Annotated in this window: 15 protein-coding genes; 3 read left to right on the forward strand and 12 right to left on the reverse strand. The window is 64.9% G+C overall.

The window, feature by feature from the left end:
* Positions 1–642 precede the first annotated feature (642 nt).
* Complete coding sequence (gene infC, locus VF617_RS10595; RefSeq protein WP_331014855.1) at positions 643–1,176, reverse strand: translation initiation factor IF-3; 534 nt, start codon at positions 1,174–1,176, stop codon at positions 643–645.
* Between the two features lie 107 nt (positions 1,177–1,283).
* Positions 1,284–3,266 (reverse strand): threonine--tRNA ligase, encoded by a 1,983-nt coding sequence (gene thrS / locus VF617_RS10600; protein ID WP_414714018.1) that lies wholly within the window; start codon positions 3,264–3,266, stop codon positions 1,284–1,286.
* Positions 3,267–3,424: 158 nt separating this feature from the next.
* Here thrS and VF617_RS10605 point away from each other — a divergent pair, with 158 nt between their 5' ends.
* The gene (locus VF617_RS10605; RefSeq protein WP_331014857.1) at positions 3,425–4,963 is read left to right on the forward strand and encodes a hypothetical protein; all 1,539 of its coding nucleotides are present in this window, start codon (positions 3,425–3,427) and stop codon (positions 4,961–4,963) included.
* On the opposite strand, the gene VF617_RS10610 is transcribed toward VF617_RS10605, so the two are convergent.
* The 3 genes from VF617_RS10610 to VF617_RS10620 are packed head-to-tail and all read right to left on the reverse strand — an operon-like array spanning position 4,960 to position 6,311.
* Positions 4,960–5,418 carry a vgr related protein gene (locus tag VF617_RS10610; protein WP_331014887.1) on the reverse strand — a complete coding sequence of 153 codons (459 nt, stop codon included), beginning with the start codon at positions 5,416–5,418 and terminating at the stop codon, positions 4,960–4,962. The two genes, VF617_RS10605 and VF617_RS10610, sit on opposite strands and share 4 nt — an antisense overlap.
* A complete protein-coding gene (locus tag VF617_RS10615) occupies positions 5,418–5,867 on the reverse strand; it encodes a PH domain-containing protein (protein ID WP_331014858.1) in 450 nt (149 codons plus the stop codon). Before VF617_RS10615 ends, VF617_RS10610 begins: the two co-directional genes overlap by 1 nt.
* A gap of 3 nt (positions 5,868–5,870) precedes the next feature.
* A complete protein-coding gene (locus VF617_RS10620; RefSeq protein ID WP_331014859.1) occupies positions 5,871–6,311 on the reverse strand; it encodes a copper chaperone PCu(A)C in 441 nt (146 codons plus the stop codon).
* 158 nt (positions 6,312–6,469) lie between these two features.
* On the opposite strand from VF617_RS10620, the gene dnaK reads away from it, so the two are divergent.
* Entirely contained in the window at positions 6,470–8,380 is a 1,911-nt protein-coding gene (dnaK, locus tag VF617_RS10625) for a molecular chaperone DnaK (protein ID WP_331014860.1), read from the forward strand.
* Positions 8,381–8,517: 137 nt separating this feature from the next.
* Positions 8,518–9,639, forward strand: a complete 1,122-nt coding sequence (dnaJ, locus tag VF617_RS10630) for a molecular chaperone DnaJ (protein WP_331014861.1) — start codon at positions 8,518–8,520, stop codon at positions 9,637–9,639.
* Here the strand turns inward: dnaJ and VF617_RS10635 are convergent.
* From VF617_RS10635 to VF617_RS10665, 7 genes are all read right to left on the reverse strand, one after another.
* The gene (locus VF617_RS10635) at positions 9,636–10,229 is read right to left on the reverse strand and encodes a hypothetical protein (protein WP_331014862.1); all 594 of its coding nucleotides are present in this window, start codon (positions 10,227–10,229) and stop codon (positions 9,636–9,638) included. The genes dnaJ and VF617_RS10635 overlap by 4 nt on opposite strands.
* Positions 10,230–10,238: 9 nt before the next feature.
* Positions 10,239–10,508 (reverse strand): hypothetical protein, encoded by a 270-nt coding sequence (locus VF617_RS10640; RefSeq protein ID WP_331014863.1) that lies wholly within the window; start codon positions 10,506–10,508, stop codon positions 10,239–10,241.
* Positions 10,509–10,765: 257 nt separating this feature from the next.
* A complete protein-coding gene (locus VF617_RS10645) occupies positions 10,766–13,480 on the reverse strand; it encodes a glycosyl hydrolase (protein WP_331014864.1) in 2,715 nt (904 codons plus the stop codon).
* 4 nt (positions 13,481–13,484) lie between these two features.
* Entirely contained in the window at positions 13,485–14,633 is a 1,149-nt protein-coding gene (gene lldD, locus VF617_RS10650) for an FMN-dependent L-lactate dehydrogenase LldD (protein ID WP_331014865.1), read from the reverse strand.
* Positions 14,630–15,394 (reverse strand): SDR family NAD(P)-dependent oxidoreductase, encoded by a 765-nt coding sequence (locus VF617_RS10655; RefSeq protein WP_331014866.1) that lies wholly within the window; start codon positions 15,392–15,394, stop codon positions 14,630–14,632. Before VF617_RS10655 ends, lldD begins: the two co-directional genes overlap by 4 nt.
* A 15-nt stretch (positions 15,395–15,409) precedes the next feature.
* Positions 15,410–16,225: an IclR family transcriptional regulator gene (locus VF617_RS10660; protein WP_331014867.1), complete on the reverse strand. Its 816-nt coding sequence runs from the start codon at positions 16,223–16,225 to the stop codon at positions 15,410–15,412.
* A gap of 10 nt (positions 16,226–16,235) precedes the next feature.
* Entirely contained in the window at positions 16,236–17,843 is a 1,608-nt protein-coding gene (locus tag VF617_RS10665) for an MFS transporter (protein WP_331014868.1), read from the reverse strand.
* Positions 17,844–17,948: the final 105 nt, after the last annotated feature.

Consider the following 17,948-nt stretch of genomic DNA (forward strand, 5'->3'; position numbering starts at 1 on the left):
ATAGGCGGCGGTCGCGGGATGAGGGGGGCAGCAGCGGAGCATTCGACGGGAGTGCGGGGGGCAATTCGTGCGGCGCAGATGCGGGCGGCGGCGACTGCGGCGGCGGGGGCGATTGAACTGGTTTCCCTCTCCCGTCGGGAGTTTCAGGTCGGCCATGCCCCCGGCATGGCCTAAACAGCGCGGGGCGCTGTTTACCTGAAACTGGTTGCGCAGACTAAGGTCGGTTCCTTCAACCGGCCTTAGTCGAAGCTGGGTGAGGGGATCACCCTATCGATAACGCATCCCCTCATCCAACCTACGCTAGGCGCTAAAGCACCAAGCTGCGGTATCCTTCTCCCTCTGGAGAAGGTGTAAGACGCCCCTTGCAATGTAGGATTTCGCCTGCTTGGCTAAGCCGGTCGGCAGTGCCGTCCGCTCTTTGAAATCGTCGGTCCGAAAAGGCCCATGGCCAGTGCGAACATTGGGAACATTCGCGCCCCGCGAAACCATCGCGATAGTGTGAAGCTAGTGTGAACTTTGGCGTGGCGGCGCCGAGCAAGAACCCGCGCATTGGCCTAAACTTCGCCTAAACTTTCGCGCCGAGACGAAAAAAGGCGGAGCCACGGCCCCGCCCTTAAAATCGTCAGCCAGTCTGCCAGCCGCCTATTTCGGCGAAAGCACCATCAGCATCTGGCGGCCTTCCATGCGCGGATAGCTTTCGACCTTGGCGTCCTCGGCGGTATCGTCCTGCACGCGCTTCAGAAGCACCATGCCGAGCTGGCCGTGGCTCAATTCGCGGCCGCGGAAGCGCAGGGTGATCTTCACCTTGTCGCCCTCGCCGATGAACTTGTGCACCGCCTTCATCTTCGTCTCATAATCATGATCGTCGATGTTGGGACGCATCTTGATCTCCTTGATCTCCTGCGTCTTCTGGCTCTTGCGGGCGAGATTGGCCTTTTTCTGGGCCTCGTATTTGAACTTGCCGACGTCGAGGAACTTCGCGACGGGCGGATCGGCATTGGGCGACACTTCGACAAGGTCGAGCCCGAGCGCGTTCGCCTGCTCCATCGCCTCGCGGGTGAACATGACGCCGAGATTCTCCCCCTCGTGATCGATCACACGGACCTTGGGAGAGACAATGAATTCGTTGAACCGCGGACCATTCATCGGCGGTGGCGCCAGGGGGCGCCGGGTCATGGGAGGACGTATAAGATTTGCTCCTGGGTGATTCCTGTGCGCGCTATAGTCGCTGTGCTTAAGATTTGGAAGCGCGCGCGGTTCCGTGCCCGCCGGCGCTCCCGGGATCAGCGCAGATCGGGCGGGGTCGCCTCCGCCACCAGGCGCTCGATCATGGCGTCGAGGCTCAGCACGTCCTGGGCTTGGCTGCCGAGCGTGCGCACTGCGAGCGTGCCCTCATCCGCCTCGCGCTTGCCGACCACCAGGAGATACGGAACCTTGGCCAGCGAGTGCTCGCGCACCTTGTAGTTGATCTTCTCGTTGCGCAGATCGGTCTCTACGCGGACGCCTGCCGCGGCCAACCTTGCGGTCACCTGCTTCGCATAATCGTCGGCGTCGGAGACGATCGTCGCCACCACTGCCTGCACAGGCGAGAGCCAGAGCGGGAAGCGGCCGGCATGGTGCTCGATCAATATGCCGATGAAGCGCTCGAAGGTGCCCAGGATCGCGCGGTGGAGCATGATCGGGCGGTGGCGCTCGCCATCGTCGCCCACATAGGATGCGTCGAGCCGTTCAGGCAGCACCGTGTCGGTCTGGATCGTGCCGACTTGCCAGGTGCGGCCGATCGCGTCGGTAAGGTGGAATTCCAGCTTGGGGGCATAGAACGCGCCTTCGCCGGGCAGTTCCTCCCAGCCGTATTCGGGGGTGTCGCGGCCGGTCGCCTTCACGGCGTCGCGCAGCGATTGTTCGGACCAGTCCCACATCTCTTCGCTGCCGAAGCGCTTTTCGGGACGCAGCGCGAGCTTGATCGCGTAGCTGTCGAAGCCGAGGTCCTTGTAGACCGAATCGAGCAGGTCGCAGAAGTTGCGGACTTCCTGGATGAGCTGGTCGGCGCTCACGAAAATATGCGCGTCGTCCTGCGTGAACTGGCGCACGCGCATGATGCCGTGAAGCGCGCCGTGGGGCTCGTTCCTGTGGCAGCAGCCGAATTCTGCCATCCGGATCGGTAGGTCGCGGTACGACTTGATCCCCTGTTTGAAGATCAGGATGTGCGCCGGGCAGTTCATCGGCTTGAGCGCCATCAGGTCGCCCGTGCCCGAAAGGATCGGCGCGTCGTCCTCCACGTTGGGAATCTCGTCCGGCACGACGAACATGTTCTCGCGATATTTGCCCCAATGGCCGGACTGCTCCCATTGGCGCGCATCCATCAGCTGCGGCGTCTTCACTTCCTCATAGCCCGCGGCGTCTAGGCGCCGGCGCATGTACGCCTCGAGCTGGCGCCACAGGATGAAGCCCTTGGGATGCCAGAAGACCGAGCCCTGCGCCTCGGACTGCAAGTGGAACAGGTCCATGTCCTGGCCGATGCGACGGTGGTCGCGCTTGGCGGCCTCCTCCAGCATCGTCAGGTGCGCGTCGAGCTGCTTCTTGCTCAGCCAGCCGGTGCCGTAGATGCGGCTGAGCATCGCGTTCTTTTGGTCGCCGCGCCAATAGGCGCCTGAAACGCGCGTTAGCTTGAACGCCTGCGGATCGAGCTTGCCGGTCGATGCGAGATGCGGGCCGCGGCACATGTCGAGCCATTGGCCCGAGCGGTAGACCGTCAGTTCCTCGCCTTCGGGAAGTTCGGCGGCCCATTCGGCCTTGAAGGTCTCGCCCTGCTGCTGCCAGCGGGCGATGAGGTCGGCGCGGTTCCACACTTCGCGCACCAGCGGCTCGTCGCGGGCGATGATGCGGCGCATTTCCTCCTCGATGGCGGGGAGGTCCTCGTCCGTGAAGGGGCGGTCGGCGGGGGCGAAATCGTAGTAGAAGCCGTCGTCGGTAGCGGGGCCGAAGGTGATCTGGGTGCGCGGGAACAGGTTCTGCACCGCTTCGGCCAGCACATGCGCGAAATCGTGACGGGCGAGTTCGAGCGCATCCTTCTCGTCTCGCGATGTGACCAGCGCGAGGCTGGCGTCGCCTTCGAACGCGCGGCCGATGTCGCGCAGCTCGCCATCGACGCGGGCGGCGATCGCCGCCTTGGCGAGGCCCGGGCCGATCGCCGCGGCCACGTCCGCCGGGGTAGTACCCGGGGCTACCTCGCGGACGGAACCGTCGGGCAGCGTTATGCGGAACATCTCGGACACGGGATCAGGCTTTCTGTTCGGGTAGGAAGATGGGCGCTTATGCCTGTGCCGATGCATTATAGGCAAGGCGGCTCGCACGGTCATCGGCCATTCAGCCAAGCGGGCAGAAGCTGCATATACATAAACTAACGATGGGGGGAGTGAGGCAGATGACGCAGGATCGCACAATCCGGTTAGCGACGTTGGCGGCGATACTGGGGCTGCCGGCATGCACCGTCACGATGATCGAGGGACCGCCTCCGCCCACCTACATGCCGATCGATGCGGCCAGCGATTACGCCTGGATCGACCGGGCCGACGCCTTGTGGGAAGCGATCGGCGACGGGCCGCCCGATTATGCGTTCACTTTCGAAGGCGTCGAACCCTGGGTTTGGCAGACCGCAGATGGCCACCAGATCGTGGTCGAGGATGCCGGCCCTGGGGGCATCCGCAGCTATTATTTCGGACCGGGCGAATTCGGGCCGTTCCTGGTGACCGAGCCCGGCGCGAGCTTTGGCTTTGCGAGCAGCGCCGTGGCGATGCTCTATGGCCCCGATGGTGCCGCCGTCCCACGCGGCCAATGGGGGTTGCGGGCTGAGCGTGGCCGCGTGCTGTTCGAGCGCGCGCGGACGCTCAAGCGGGCGATGGCGGGCAGGGATCGGCGCGGCATCGACGCCGATGCATGGAACGACGCCAGCGGGCTCATCCTGGGCTTCGTGCTGCAATGGGAGTCGGCCTCGCGCCGTCACCCTGGCTGGCGGGCGCACCGCGGAAGTCCCGAGGCGGTCGGCCGCCGCGAGCGGCTCGGGCCGGAACGCGCCCGGCGGCGGGGTGAGGCGGGACGTTTCGAGAATTGGCGGCGCGGCGGCTTCCAGGGGCCGCCGCCGGCCGGGTTCGAGCCGCGCCGCCGCGCCCGTCCAGCCGATGGCCGGTCGCCGCAACCCGGCCCGCCTGTGCAGGGGGCGAGCCGCCCCGAGCGCCCGGACCGGGGGGAGATGCGCCCACCTGTCTCGCCCCGTCCCACACCGGCGCCGGGCATCGATCGCCGACGGCCGGATCGGGGCGAAGTCCCGCCGCTGCCGATCGTTCCCGGCGGCGATCCGCAGCCGCGGCCGGCTCGCACGCCGCGGGCTGGGGCGGGCGTGCCCGAAGCGGGGGCGCCCCGTGGCCGCCGCTTCGAAGGGCCCGCCGAGCGATCGCGGCCGCTCCCCGCGCTGGACCGCGTTGCACCGGAGCCCCAGTTGGTCGAGGCGCCTGTACCCGCCAGAAATCCCGCGAGCGAAGAATTAGCGCCGCCAATTCCGGTCGAGGCGCCGCGCGCTCGTTCACGGCCTGCGCCGGTACGTGCGATCGAGACGCCTGACATGCCGGTCGCCGCGCCGGAGCCGCGTCCGCGCGGGCGCCCGGAGCCGGAGTTCAGGTCGGTGCGAAAGGTGGTGGACCAGGCGCTTCCGGAACCGGCGGCAGAGCCGCTCGCGCCGCCGCCGCCGCCCGCGTCGCCGCCCCCCGCGCCGGCGCCTGCGGCAGAGTTCACGTCTCCGCCACCGCCGCCCGCGATGGTGCCGGTGCCGGAGTTCACGCCGCCTCCGCCACCGCCGTCGCCTCCGCCACCACCGCCGCCACCACCACCACCGCCGCCGCCGCCGCCGGAGCCTGCGGGGGCGTCACCGCCCAGTTGGAAAGCGCCGCCCCCGGAGGATCCGGCCTAGGCCGGCCTGAAGGGCAATATCGTGTCGTACTGCGCTAGTGGCGGCGCGCCGGCGACCTGGACGCCGTGGCGTAGCAGGTAGGCGTGGCGAACGATCTCGGCCTGTTGCTCAAGCCCGTATTTCTCGAACGCTTGCCCGGGGCGGATCGCATAGCCGTAACGGCAGAAGGGATGGCGCCTGAGCGGCAGGAAGATGCCCTTCTGGTACTGCCAGACGTGGGTCATCTCATGGATGAAAAGGCCCTGCATGCCGATGGAAGCGGTGGAGAAATCCTCGGTGTAAAGCCCGCCCTTTGGATGGAAGTGGATCGTGCCGAGCGGGGCCATCGTGGTATTTGCCGGTTGGAAGAATGCCCATTTCCGGTTTGCGATATGCACCGCCGCGTAATCGATCGCTGCGCCGAACACCGAGGCGGCGAGGCCAATCTCGCTTTCTGTCAGCGCACGTCGCACGATCAGACCGGCTCGCCAAGCCCTTCCTGCACCATGTCGATCTCGCGCACTCCGCGCTTGCGGCGTGCGGCATCGACCAGCGTGCGCAGTTTCTCGCGGCGCGCCCGGGCCTGTTCGACATCGCGGATCACCAGGGGGGCGTCGCGCGTGGTTTCGTCGGAAGAAGTGATGGTGATCGTGCCGATATCCGCCATCTGGTTGATCACGGTAAAGTCGATGCGGACGTCCTTCACTCGGTAAAGCTCGATTTCGTCGATCGATTTCACGAGGATGCCCTTGTGCAGAATCAGCCGGTCTTCGGTCACTTCATAGGTGGTCGCCAGGTTGGCGACCCACTTGGTCAACAGGATGACCAGTCCGATCCCGACAAGGCAGAGCAGCAGCGTCACCCAGCCCGCCAGCGTGCCGCGGGCCCAGCCCCAGGTGGAGGAACGGAAGCTGTCCTGAATCATGGCTTACTCCTTGGGAGCCGGATCGCCGGCGCCGACGACCATCGCCTGCACTTCTAGCGTCTTTCCGCCGGCGAAGGCCAGCTTGAGCGGAATGCGCTGCCCGGCGGCCACACGGGGCCCCAGATCGAACAGCATCACGTGCTTGCCGCCGGGGGCGAACGCGACTGCGCCGCGCGCCGGCACCGGTACGTCGCGGATCGGCTTCATCGACATGATGCCGGCATGGTCCTTCGCGCTTTCATGCATCTCGGCCCCCAATGCTGCGGGCGTGGAGACCGCGAGGAGCGTGTCTCCCTTGTCGCCGCCGTGCACAGTGAAATAGCCGCCGGCGGGCCGACCCTGCGCCGCGGGCAGGCGCACCCAGGCGCCATCGGCCTTGAGCTCGGCAGGCTGCTGGCACGAAGCCAATACCGCCAGCGAAATGATACCCGGCCACGTACGCATCCACAATTCTCCCAATTCGGGAAAAGCCCTAGAAACCAGACTGCCTTGCGGCAAGCGGAAGCGCACCTATATCGCTCTTCGTGAGGCCGTACCCGCGCTGTCCGTCTAGGGCGCGCGGCCGGTCAAGTATTTGAATATATGGGGGCCAACGAGGGACTATGGCGAAAGTAATTGGTATTGATCTCGGCACGACCAACAGCTGCGTAGCTGTGATGGAGGGCGGCAAGCCCAAGGTGATCGAGAATGTGGAGGGCGCACGGACCACCCCGTCTATCGTCGCCTTTGCCAAGGATGGCGAGCGGCTGATCGGCCAGCCGGCAAAGCGCCAGGCGGTGACCAATCCGGATTCGACCGTTTATGCGGTCAAGCGCCTGATCGGGCGCCGCTTCGACGATCCGATCACCAAGAAGGACACCGAACTGGTGCCCTATACGATCGTGCGCGGCCCGAATGGCGACGCCTGGGTGCAGGCCGGCGGCGAGGATTATTCGCCGTCGCAGATCAGCGCCTATATCCTTCAGAAGATGAAGGAAACTGCGGAGAGCTATCTCGGCGAGACCGTCACGCAGGCCGTCATCACCGTTCCGGCCTACTTCAACGACGCGCAGCGCCAGGCGACCAAGGACGCCGGCAAGATCGCGGGCCTGGAAGTGCTGCGCATCATCAACGAGCCGACTGCCGCTGCGCTCGCTTATGGCCTGGAGAAGAACGACGGCAAGACGATCGCGGTCTATGACCTTGGCGGCGGCACGTTCGATATCTCGGTGCTCGAGATCGGCGATGGCGTGTTCGAAGTGAAGGCGACCAACGGCGACACCTTCCTGGGCGGCGAGGATTTCGATTCGAAGATCGTCCAGTTCCTGGCGGAAGATTTCCGCAAAGCTGAGGGCATCGACCTCACCAAGGACAAGCTGGCGCTCCAGCGGCTCAAGGAAGCCGCTGAAAAGGCCAAGATCGAGCTCTCATCGGCGCAGAGCACCGAAGTGAATCTGCCCTTCATCACCGCCGACGCCAATGGGCCGAAGCATCTGGTGAAGACGCTCAACCGCGCCGAACTGGAGCGCCTGGTCGAGGAATTGATCCAGCGTACGCTCGAGCCCTGCCGCAAGGCGCTGGCCGATGCGGGCGTTAAGGCTTCGGCGATCGACGAAGTGGTCCTGGTCGGCGGCATGACTCGCATGCCCAAGGTCCGTCAGATCGTGAAGGAGTTCTTCGGCAAGGAGCCGCACACCGGCGTCAACCCCGACGAAGTCGTGGCGATCGGCGCGGCGATCCAGGCGGGCGTGCTCCAAGGCGACGTCAAGGACGTGCTGTTGCTCGACGTGACTCCGCTGTCGCTCGGCATCGAGACGCTGGGCGGCGTCTTTACGCGCATGATCGACCGCAACACGACGATCCCGACCAAGAAGAGCCAGGTCTATTCCACCGCTGACGACAATCAGCAGGCGGTGACGATCCGCGTGTTCCAGGGCGAGCGCGAAATGGCGGCGGACAACAAGATGCTCGGCCAGTTCGATCTGGTCGGCATCCCGCCGGCGCCGCGCGGCGTGCCGCAGATCGAAGTCACCTTCGACATCGACGCCAACGGCATCGTCAACGTTTCGGCGCGCGACAAGGGCACCGGCAAGGAGCAGCAGATCCGCATCCAGGCGTCGGGTGGCCTCAGCGACGCGGACATCGACCAGATGGTCCGTGACGCCGAAGCCTTTGCCGAGGACGACAAGAAGCGGCGTGCGGCGGCGGAAGCCAAGAACAACGCCGAAAGCCTCGTCCACACCACCGAACGCCAGCTCGCCGAGAATGGCGACAAGGTGGATGACGGCCTGAAGGCCGAAATCCAGGCTGCCGTCGATGAGACCAAGGCCGCAATCGAGGCCGGCGACGCCGATGAGATGCAGGCCAAGTCCCAGAACCTCGCCCAGGTCGCGATGAAGCTCGGCCAGGCGATCTATGAGAAGCAGCAGGCGTCCGAAGCTTCGCCTTCCGCCGGCGGCGAGGCCGCTCCGGCAGCTGGAGCCGAGGAAGTCGTCGATGCCGAATTCTCGGAAGTGGACGACAACAAGGCGTAACTGAACTTCCCTCCCTCTCTCCGCTTGCGGGGAGAGGGCCGGGGAGAGGGGGCTGAGATGAGGCGAGCGATGTCGGTTATTGTTAGCGGACTGCCCCTCCCCCAACCCTCTCCCCTGAAGGGGAGAGGGCTTTTTAGATGACCAGCGAAACCGATTATTACGAGCTGCTGGAATGCGAGCGCACCGCCGACGATGCGACGCTCAAATCCGCGTATCGCAAGCTCGCGATGAAGTATCATCCCGACAAGAATGGCGGCTGCAAGGATCACGAAGCCAAGTTCAAGGCAGTCAGCGAAGCCTATGAGGTCCTGAAAGACCCCCAGAAGCGCGCTGCCTATGATCGGTTCGGCCACACGGCCTTCAAGAATGGCGGTGGCGCGAGCGGGGGCTTTGGCGGCGGGCAGGATTTCGGCGCGTTCAGCGACATTTTCGAAAGCGTGTTCGGCGAGTTCATGGGCGGACGGGGCCAGCAGCGCGGTCCAAGGCGCGGCGCGGACTTGCGCTACGACATGGAAATCAGCCTCGAAGAGGCCTTTCACGGCCGCGCGAGCGAAATCACCGTCGATGTCTCGGGCCTGTGCGATCCTTGCGAGGGATCGGGCGCGGCTCCGGGGACTCAGCCCAGGCAATGCCAGACGTGCAGCGGGCATGGTAAGGTGCGGGCGCAGCAGGGCTTCTTCATGGTCGAGCGGGCGTGCCCCACTTGCCATGGGGCCGGCCAGGTGATCGCCGATCCCTGCAAGCATTGCCGCGGCGAAGGCCGTGTCGACAAGACCAAGACGCTCAAGATCAACGTGCCGCCCGGAGTGGATGAAGGCACGCGCATCCGCCTGCAGGGCGAAGGCGAAGCCGGCGGGCGTGGTGCGCCTTCGGGCGATCTTTACATCTTTCTCCATGTGAAGCGCCACGCGATCTTCGAGCGCGAAGGCACGACGCTCCACGCTCGAGCACCGATCAGCTTCACCACCGCCGCTTTGGGGGGTGAGATAACGCTGCCCGGTCTGGACGGCGAAGCGCATGTCGTGAAGATCAATCCGGGCACGCAGAGCGGCCGCGAAGTGCGTCAGCGTGGCGCCGGCATGCCGGTCCTCCAGGGGCGCGGGCGCGGCGACCTGGTGGTCGAGCTCACCGTGGAAACCCCGACCAAGCTCACCGCCAAGCAGCGCGAACTGCTCGAGGAATTCCGCTGCACCGAGACGGGCGACGAATGCCCGGAGAGCCAGGGCTTCTTCTCGAAGATCAAGTCGGCGCTGGGTTAGGGCCGGTCCAGATTTGGCGTGGAAGGAGGCATACGCAAGGCGGCAGTGATCGCTCGGGTCATGACCTCCTTGATAGCCCCTTGCGTATGGCGCAAGCCAAAGGCCTGGACGACATGCCCTGTACGAAAGTGATAGTGATGGCGATCGAATATCTGGTCTTCCAGAATGCGCTGCGCAGTGACCTTTGCGGCATCTTCCAACGAGCTTGGCAAACCTTCCCATGCCTTCCGTGAGAAAACGAACAGTCGGTTCGGTGCGTAGACTTCCATTAACCTGAGCGCGCGCTCCTTTCCCGCCAGCGTGGCTTCAGCGGAGCCTGTCGCGAAGCGATCACCAGGCCCGCCAATCTTCCTCGGCAGGAAATTGAGAAACATCACACGATTCCAGAAGTATGTTCGTTCCTCCCGAAAATAGGCGGGAATGAAATTGAAAAAGCTTATGTCCTGATACTTGCCATCAATGACACTGCGCATCGTCTGCGTCGTGAAGGCTGCATGATCGGGCTCTTGGGCCCAATGCGAGTAGCCCATGATCGCTGTGCGATCAGGACTTTTAGCATAGGCCTCGCCGATATGAGGATCGTGCTCCATCTTCTCTTCTCATGAACTCGCTGCGGAGATCAGCGCCCGCAAAATCCGGTCCGCATCCGGTCCCGCCCGGTGCGGCGCCTCGCTCGCCGCGAGTGCGTCCGCGAAGCGATTGGCCGCGCGCTTATCCAGAGTGAAAAGCATCGAGATATCCGCGATCCGGAACTTGCATGGCACAGGCGCGGCAGCGCGCCGCACCTCGCAGGCCGGCATTCCATCCTTCAGTGCCGCCAATGGGATGCCATGAACCCGCTCGCTCGCCTTGCTCCATGCCTTCGCCATATCCCAGTCCCGGTCTGGCCAGATCAGCGTTGACCAGGTATCGATAGCTGCACCGGAGGTATGCGCGATCGCAACGCCACCTCGGTCGAATAGCTATCGAGATCAAGGCCCGTGGCCTCGAAATCGATTACTGCGAAGGGTCATGTGACGATCATGGCTACAAATTGAGGGACGCCGAAGGCGTCACGCAAGCGGAATATTTTTCCGCCCCGAGGGGGTGATTTGGCACTCTCGCCCGGTTCTACGCGCGCGCGATCTCACGGTTGACCCGTTCCGCAAGGTGCGGCCCCCGCCTCGCTCTCGACCAACGTCACTTCGCCCAGCAGACCCGAGGGCTGCGACACATATTTCTCGATGTCCTGCATCCGGAAGCGCTCGGTGTAGCGCGCGGTGAGCAGGCGATAGTCGGTCGGCGCGCGGCCGGCGAGCAGGTTCACTGCCGTGTTCGAGACTTGAACCTCGATATTGTTCGCACCCGTGCGAAGCCAGCGCGTGATATCGATCCGATAGGGCGGCGCCCAAAGGCTCCCCACGCGCTCGCCATTCACCAGTACCATTGCGGCATCGCGCACCGGAACCTGGAGCGCAGAGCTTGGACGTCCGGGCGGACGGGGCAGGGGCGCGGTGCCGCCGAAATCCAGCCCGACACATTTGCCAGACAGGTTCTGCATTTCGATCGTGCGGCGATACGATGCTGTGCCTGAGAAATAGCGCAGTGTGGGATCGGCGTTCCAGGACGCGAAAGCCTTGAGCGGCTGCGGGGCCTTTCCAGCAATCTCCAGCGTCCAGTCGTCAAGCGCACGCACGCTGCCTGCTGTGATCGATGTGGAAGCCGGCAAAGCTGGCGTGCCGGAGAACAGCAAAAGACGCGATTCATACGGCGCGAGATCAAGCGCGATGTCGCCCGTGCCCGCCGCCCATTTGCGCCCGGTCTGCGGATCCCACCAGCTGCCATTGCCCTTGTCGCCCGCAAAGCGCGCACTGGTCCGCATCGTGCGATTGCTGGTGTTTGCTACGAAATAGAGATCGCCCTGAGGAAGCTTGCGGCGGATGAAGCCGATCTCGGGATTGGGAGCCGCGAGCCGCATGTCCCCCGGCACCGTCGCGGTGATCGCCGCGCCGAGCCCGGCTTGCTCCACCAATGCGGCGCCCTTCGCGCGTGCCAGCGCCTGCGAGACCTTGGCCACCGCAGCGCTGCCCTTTGCGCCGTCGAGCAATCCGCCGGCCGTGCTGGGCCAGCCATGCACCGCGACCACCCTGCCGCCGCCCGCCACCCATTTGGCGATCGCCGCATAGGCTTGCGGGTCGATCCGCTCCATTGGCGGGAGAACCATCAGGCGGTGGCGAATGCCGCGCTCGCGAATTGCGCGGGCGTCGACAAAATCGAAGCCGTGCCCGGCGTCGAGCACCTGTGCGATCAGCGCATCGGAGACCCGCTCGTGCATCTGCTCGTTCACCGATGCCCGTTCGGGCCGCATGTCGGCGAATGCGTCTTCGGTCGGCAGATAGATCGCGACGCCGTTGGCGGGCTCGCCCAGCCGCAACGCATGGCTCACCCGCTGCATATAGCGCGACACATCGGGCATCACGCCCCACCAGGGATTGTGATCGTTGAGCGCCGCGGCGGCATAGAACGCCCAGCCGGGCTCTGGCATGCCCGACGGCGTATAGGGCCAGCCATGCCCGATCAACTGCGTCACGCCCTGCAGGAAATGCCGGTCGGCCTCCATCTTCATGTCGAGCGGAGTCGCTGCCCAGGAAGGTGAATGGAGCCAGGTCCACACTTCGGACGAGACCACCGGCTTGTCGTAAAGATGCGCACCCGAGCTTGCCCAGCGTGTCGAAGTGAAGCTGCGCCAGTTGGCGCCTTCGCCCTCGGGCAATGCGACCAGCCCGTTGCTCGACAGCGTCGGCGGGGGGAAGCCATAGGTCTGCGAGCGGAAGCGGGTGCCGCGCTTCTTCGCCCAGGCGTCGGTCGGTATCAAATAGCGCTCGTCGACCAGTTCGGAGAGCGTCAGCGCCCAATCGTAGCGCACGGCAGCGCTTTTCGGCGTGTCGAGAAACAATGCGGGCAAGTGCGCGAGCAGGTCATAGCCGCGCCGCCGCTTGAACTCCGCGGGCAAGTCCCCCGTCCAGCTCGATCCATAGGCTTCCAGGCTGTCAGAAAACACCGCGTAAGGCGGCGTCTCGCCCGCGAAGGCTTCGAGCAGCCGGTCGCCCACCGTGGCGATATGATTGGCGATCGCGGCGGGATCGATGTGATCGAGCACGAAGCCTTCGGCGCCGATCGCGGGGCGCTTGACTTGCTGGCCCGTGCGCCCGGCTACGAACACGAGCATTTCGCGCGGGGTATCCGCAGGCTGCACTGCGACCCGCGGGCCATCGATGGGGACGGCAGCGAGCGGGCGATCCTCGCTCACGGCAGCCCGCGCGGGGCCGATCATCGCGGCAAGCAGCTTCTCGCCAGGGCCGGCCGCGGGCAGCTTGATATCACTGGCGCCGGCGGGGACCGGAATGCGCTCAAGCCGGACGCTGGCCGCGGCCTGGCTCACCGGGATGTGTGGCCCGCCAAAGGGCCAGCCGCTGCCCCCGGTCACGTCGATCCGCATTCCTTCGGCCCGCGCCGTCGTGCCGGCGTGGCGCAGCGCGGCGATGAACCCGTCGGAGAGATAAGGGAGGTTGACCAGCCCCGGCTCCGCGCCGTCCGGGGCCAGAGGATACACCGGCTGCACCTCGAAGCCGCCAATGCCGCCCGCCTTCATCGCGCGAATTTCGCGGTCGATTTCGTCGTGAGTCACCGCCGGCCCAAACCACCACCAGCGCATCATCGGCCTGGCCTCGGGAGAAGGATCCGCCACCTCCCCCCACACATCGTCAAGCGCCGCAGGCGACTGCGCGGGGGCCTGGGCGAGAGCGGGGGCGGCGACGCTCGCCAGCAAAGGCACGATGCAGGCGAGCGGCGTGTTCCTCATCGTCCTACCGTCCCACCAGCGCATCGCGCGTAATCGCATCCACGCGCGGGCAAGCGGTCAGCGCCATGGCCACGCGCATTTCGGCTTCGATGAGTTGGAGCATGTGGGACACGCCCGCTTCGCCGCGCGCCGCGAGCGCATAGGCCCAGGCGCGGCCGAGCAGCACGCCCTTCGCTCCCAAAGCGAGCATCCGCACCACATCGAGGCCAGAGCGCACTCCGCCATCCGCTAGCACGGTCATCCGGTCGCCCACGGCATCGGCTATCGCCGGCAGCGCCCGCGCGGTGGAGGGGACCCCATCAAGCTGGCGGCCGCCGTGATTTGAAACCACGATGCCGTCAGCGCCCAGATCGGCGGCCGCGCGCGCGTCTTCGGCGTCCAAGATACCCTTAATAATGAGCGGCCCGGACCAGTTCTGGCGAATGAAATCCAGGTCTTTCCAGGTCACGCTCGGATCGAAATTGTTGCGCATCCAGGCAAAGAAATCCTCAAGCCCGGTATTCTTGCCGAGCACCGGGGCGACGTTGCCGAGCTGGTGCGGGCGCCCGAGCAATCCGACATCCCAGGCCCAATGCGGGCGCATCATCGCCTGCCAGGTGCGGCGCAGCGATCCGGTGACGCCGGCCGATCCCGCCAACCCCGAATGATAATCCCGGTAGCGCGATCCTGGGACGGGCATATCGACCGTGAAGACGAGCGCCGAGCATTTCTGTTCGCGCGCCTGGGCGAGCAATTCAGCCATGAAGCCGCGGTCTCTGATCATGTAGAGCTGGAACCAGATCGGCTTCGTCGCCGCCTTGCTCACTTCGTCGAGCGGGCATGCCGAGACAGTGGAAAGGCAAAAGGGGATACCGGCCTTGTCCGCCGCGCGCACCGCCTGGGTCTCGCCGCGGCGGGCGTTCATTCCCGCAAGGCCGATCGGCGCCAGCGCCACCGGCATCGCCAATTTCTGCCCGAATAATTCGGTGGTCAGGTCGATCGAGGATACGTCGGTCAGCACCCGCTGGCGCAGCGCCACGTCTTCCAGATCGGCGATGTTCCGCTTGAGCGTCACCTGCGCGTAAGAGCCCCCGTCGATATATTCGAACAGGAAGTGCGGCAGCCGCCGCCGCGCCAGCTCGCGATAGTCCAGTGCCGAGGCCGCGCGCCTCATTGCAGGTTCACGAACGCGCCGCCGTCCACCAGCAGCGCCGCGCCGGTGACATAGGCGGCCATGTCCGAGGCTAGGAACACGATGGGCCCGGCAAGATCCTCGGGCGCGCCCAGGCGGCCCAGCGGCACGCGGCCCTCCATATATTCGCGCTTCTCGATATCGGCGAGATCGTCCTTGTTGATGTCGGTCAGGATCGTGCCCGGCAGCACCGAATTGCAGCGAATGCCGTATTTGCCCAGCGCGATGGCAGTGGATTGCATCAGCGAGTGGAGCCCCGCCTTGGTCGGCGTGTAATGCGTCTGGAATTCGCCGCCCACCAGCGCCGAGATCGACGAGATGGCGATAATCGCACCGCCATGGCCCTGCTTGACCATCTGGTTTGCTGCCGCCTGGACCATGAAATAGGCGCCGTGGAAATTGACGCGCATCGTCCGCTCGAAGGTCTCGACCGGCATATCGAGGAACGAATGAAACGGGCAGATGCCGGCATTGTTGACGAACACATCGACCTTGCCGAATGCCTCCACGGCCTTTCCGATGAAGTCCTTGGCGGTCTGTGGATCGGAAACGTCGCCCTTCACGGCCAGTCCACGCTGCCCGAGCTTCTCGATCTCGGCGACGCAGCTTTCGGCGCCCGCGACATCGCGCGAGAAGTTGATCGCCACGTCCGCGCCGTGCTGCGCCGCGCCTATGGCTGCGGCGCGCCCGATTCCCGCCGATGCGCCGGTCACCAGCACGGTCTTGCCTTCCAGAAGCTTCACGAAATTCTCCTTCACTTATCTGCGGACGCGCGGCTTGCGCGCACCGTGCACCGGGTCTGGCGTGTGGCCCAGATCGCTGCTGATGGCCCCAGTCGCGGCCAGCACTTCGGCGCAAAGCGCCGCCATGCGGCCGTCGTCTATATATTGCGCTGCGCTCGATACGCTGAGCGCCGCTACGATGTCCCCACTTGCATCGCGCACGGGGGCGGCGACGCAGCGGATTTGATCCTGATTCTCCTCCAGATCGAATGCACAGCCGCTTGCTACATAGCCGGTCATCCGATCGCGCCATACATCGAAGGAAAGGCCGCGGGGCGTTGCGGGGCCATCCTCCTCGAACATCCTCTGCCAATCGCGTGGATCACTATCGAGCAGGAGCGCCTTGCCCAGCCCGGTGGAGGTCAGTGGCTGCCGGTCCCCTACCCTCGAGCTGATCTCCACGCGGCGGCGGCCGGGAATCTTGTCGAGATACAGTGCCCGGCCGTCCTCGAGAATCCCAAGGTGAACGGTGTCGTCGGTGCTGGCGGCGAGACTTTCCAGATGCGGGCGGGCGATCTGGATCAGATCGGTCTGCTGCTGCGCGAGGAAGCCCAATTCGAGCAGCTTGGGGCCGAAGCGATAGCCGAGGCGCGGCACGAAAGTCAGGTAGCGGCGATTCACCAGGTTGTTGGCCAGGCGATGCGTGGTCGAGCGGTTCAGCCCCAGCCGGGCGGACAGGTCGGCGAGCGAGACCGGCCCGTCGGCCACTGATTCCAGCACGTCCAGCCCACGCAGCAGCGTCTGGCTGCCTGCCTGAGTGGGTGCCGCGGGCGAGTCGTTGGGGTCGCTCATTGCCCGGGCTTCACGCCAACCTGTTCTTTCCCCAAAGCTGTTCGTATCTCCAGCCCGTCAGGTCCTCTACGATGGCGCGCGCCTCGGGGGTCGGCGGCGTAGTATCGCCGGCCTTGAAGCGATCGATCTCGGCGATCAGCACGTCGTGTGTCTGCGCATTCAGACGAAAGCGCCACGAGGCGAACAGGCCGGCGAGCATGACGAGGATCGGCCCGAGGACCAGCAGCCAAGTGATGGTGGCGATCGCTTCCGGAGTCTGCTGCACTGTCGTGGCTGCCGCACCCTTTGCCGGCGAGACATAACCGCCCATGTCGATGATCCAGCCGGTGAGAATGATTGCTCCGGACTGCGCGAGCTTGCGCACCAGCGTCATCACGCCCGCGAAGATCCCTTCACGTCGTTTGGCGGTAACCGCTTCGTCCACGTCGGGCAGGTAGTTGTACACGGACCAAGGCACGAAGTTCAGCGTGCCGCGGCCAAGCCCCGCGAGCAGGATCGGCACGAACAGCCAGAAGATCAGCATCGGGCTGAACGCCGAGGAGGCCGGGTTGAGCGCCGAAAGAATGTTGCCGTCGAGCGCGCCCAGGTCCGCGACAAATGCGGCCGGCCGAAGATAATAGAAAGCGAGAAACATCAGCAGTCCAGCGGTGAAAAAGCTGATCGCGATGCGATAGGCGACCACCGGCCCGGTGCGTATCACGATGTTGATGGCGATTATCACCGAGATGAGCTGAGCCACATACATGGTAGTCAGCAACTGCGAGATAATCAGTGTCGCGCCCATCATCACGGTCACTACGAAAATCGGGAAGGCCGTGTTGAAAATATCCTGCGAGATGTAGCCGCCGAGATAGATCGACAGGTGCTGGCGGAAAGCGCGGATGCGAAGCGTGGAGAAAAGATCGCGGAACATCACGACAGGGATCAGCAGCGCAGTCTTCATATCGAGCGGACTGGGTTGCACCAGCTTTTCGGCTTCGGTGTAGGGGCGTTCCCAGGTGAAGATCACGACCAGCAGCACGACCAGGCTGAAAATGGCGCCGAATATGGCGGCCATGATCAGGAAGGTGCTGGGCGAATCCTTGCCGCCAAGGCTGCCGATGATCAGCGTCGGCAGATAGGATGCGAGAATGGCGGAGCTTTGCGCCACGATCATCCGGGCGCCGGCGAACTTCGCCTTTTTCCGATAATCGTTGGTCATCTCCGCGGCCAGCGTCTCCCACGGGATAAGGAACATCGTGTAGACGAACTCGAAGAAGATGAAGGTCAGCAGATAATAAGTGAAGCTGTGCCCGGCGACGAAGATCAGGGCGAAACTGGGCAGCAACGGAATGGTGGTGATGAGGAATATCTTGCGCCGACCGATGCGCCGGCCGATCCAGGTGTGCCGCAGATTGTCGGACACATAACCGATCAACGGGCAGGTGATCGCCTCAAGCAGCCGCGGCAGGCCCAGGATCAGTCCCGCCTCCGCGGGGGACAGGTTGCAGAAGGTGGTGAAGAAATAAAACAGCCAGCCGGTGACAACCGCCTGCGCACCCGCGCCCAGCATGTCGCCGGAGCCCCAGCCCCAATAATTGTACCAGCGGACCTGTCGCGCGGGCGTGCTCATGGGCATGGCTTCCTCTCGTCACCGGCCGTTGCCCGGCCGCGCCGATGGGCCCCCAAGCCCACCATATGATATTTAATCATGATATTTGGTACAGCGCCAGCGGAATCCTGC

Origin of the sequence: Sphingomonas sp., from assembly GCF_036388215.1 — a bacterium.
In the GTDB taxonomy this organism is placed as follows: Bacteria; Pseudomonadota; Alphaproteobacteria; order Sphingomonadales; family Sphingomonadaceae; genus Sphingomonas.

Excerpts from the sequence above, each read along its gene's own strand:
- dnaJ (WP_331014861.1), top strand. The coding sequence starts at position 8,518 with ATGACCAGCGAAACCGATTATTACGAGCTGCTGGAATGCGAGCGCACC.
- VF617_RS10665 (WP_331014868.1), bottom strand. The coding sequence starts at position 17,843 with ATGCCCATGAGCACGCCCGCGCGACAGGTCCGCTGGTACAATTATTGG.
- VF617_RS10640 (WP_331014863.1), bottom strand. The coding sequence starts at position 10,508 with ATGGCGAAGGCATGGAGCAAGGCGAGCGAGCGGGTTCATGGCATCCCA.
- lldD (WP_331014865.1), bottom strand. The coding sequence starts at position 14,633 with ATGAGGCGCGCGGCCTCGGCACTGGACTATCGCGAGCTGGCGCGGCGG.
- infC (WP_331014855.1), bottom strand. The coding sequence starts at position 1,176 with ATGACCCGGCGCCCCCTGGCGCCACCGCCGATGAATGGTCCGCGGTTC.
- VF617_RS10615 (WP_331014858.1), bottom strand. The coding sequence starts at position 5,867 with ATGATTCAGGACAGCTTCCGTTCCTCCACCTGGGGCTGGGCCCGCGGC.
- VF617_RS10645 (WP_331014864.1), bottom strand. The coding sequence starts at position 13,480 with ATGAGGAACACGCCGCTCGCCTGCATCGTGCCTTTGCTGGCGAGCGTC.
- VF617_RS10605 (WP_331014857.1), top strand. The coding sequence starts at position 3,425 with ATGACGCAGGATCGCACAATCCGGTTAGCGACGTTGGCGGCGATACTG.
- dnaK (WP_331014860.1), top strand. The coding sequence starts at position 6,470 with ATGGCGAAAGTAATTGGTATTGATCTCGGCACGACCAACAGCTGCGTA.
- VF617_RS10635 (WP_331014862.1), bottom strand. The coding sequence starts at position 10,229 with ATGGAGCACGATCCTCATATCGGCGAGGCCTATGCTAAAAGTCCTGAT.
- thrS (WP_414714018.1), bottom strand. The coding sequence starts at position 3,266 with ATGTTCCGCATAACGCTGCCCGACGGTTCCGTCCGCGAGGTAGCCCCG.
- VF617_RS10660 (WP_331014867.1), bottom strand. The coding sequence starts at position 16,225 with ATGAGCGACCCCAACGACTCGCCCGCGGCACCCACTCAGGCAGGCAGC.
- VF617_RS10620 (WP_331014859.1), bottom strand. The coding sequence starts at position 6,311 with ATGCGTACGTGGCCGGGTATCATTTCGCTGGCGGTATTGGCTTCGTGC.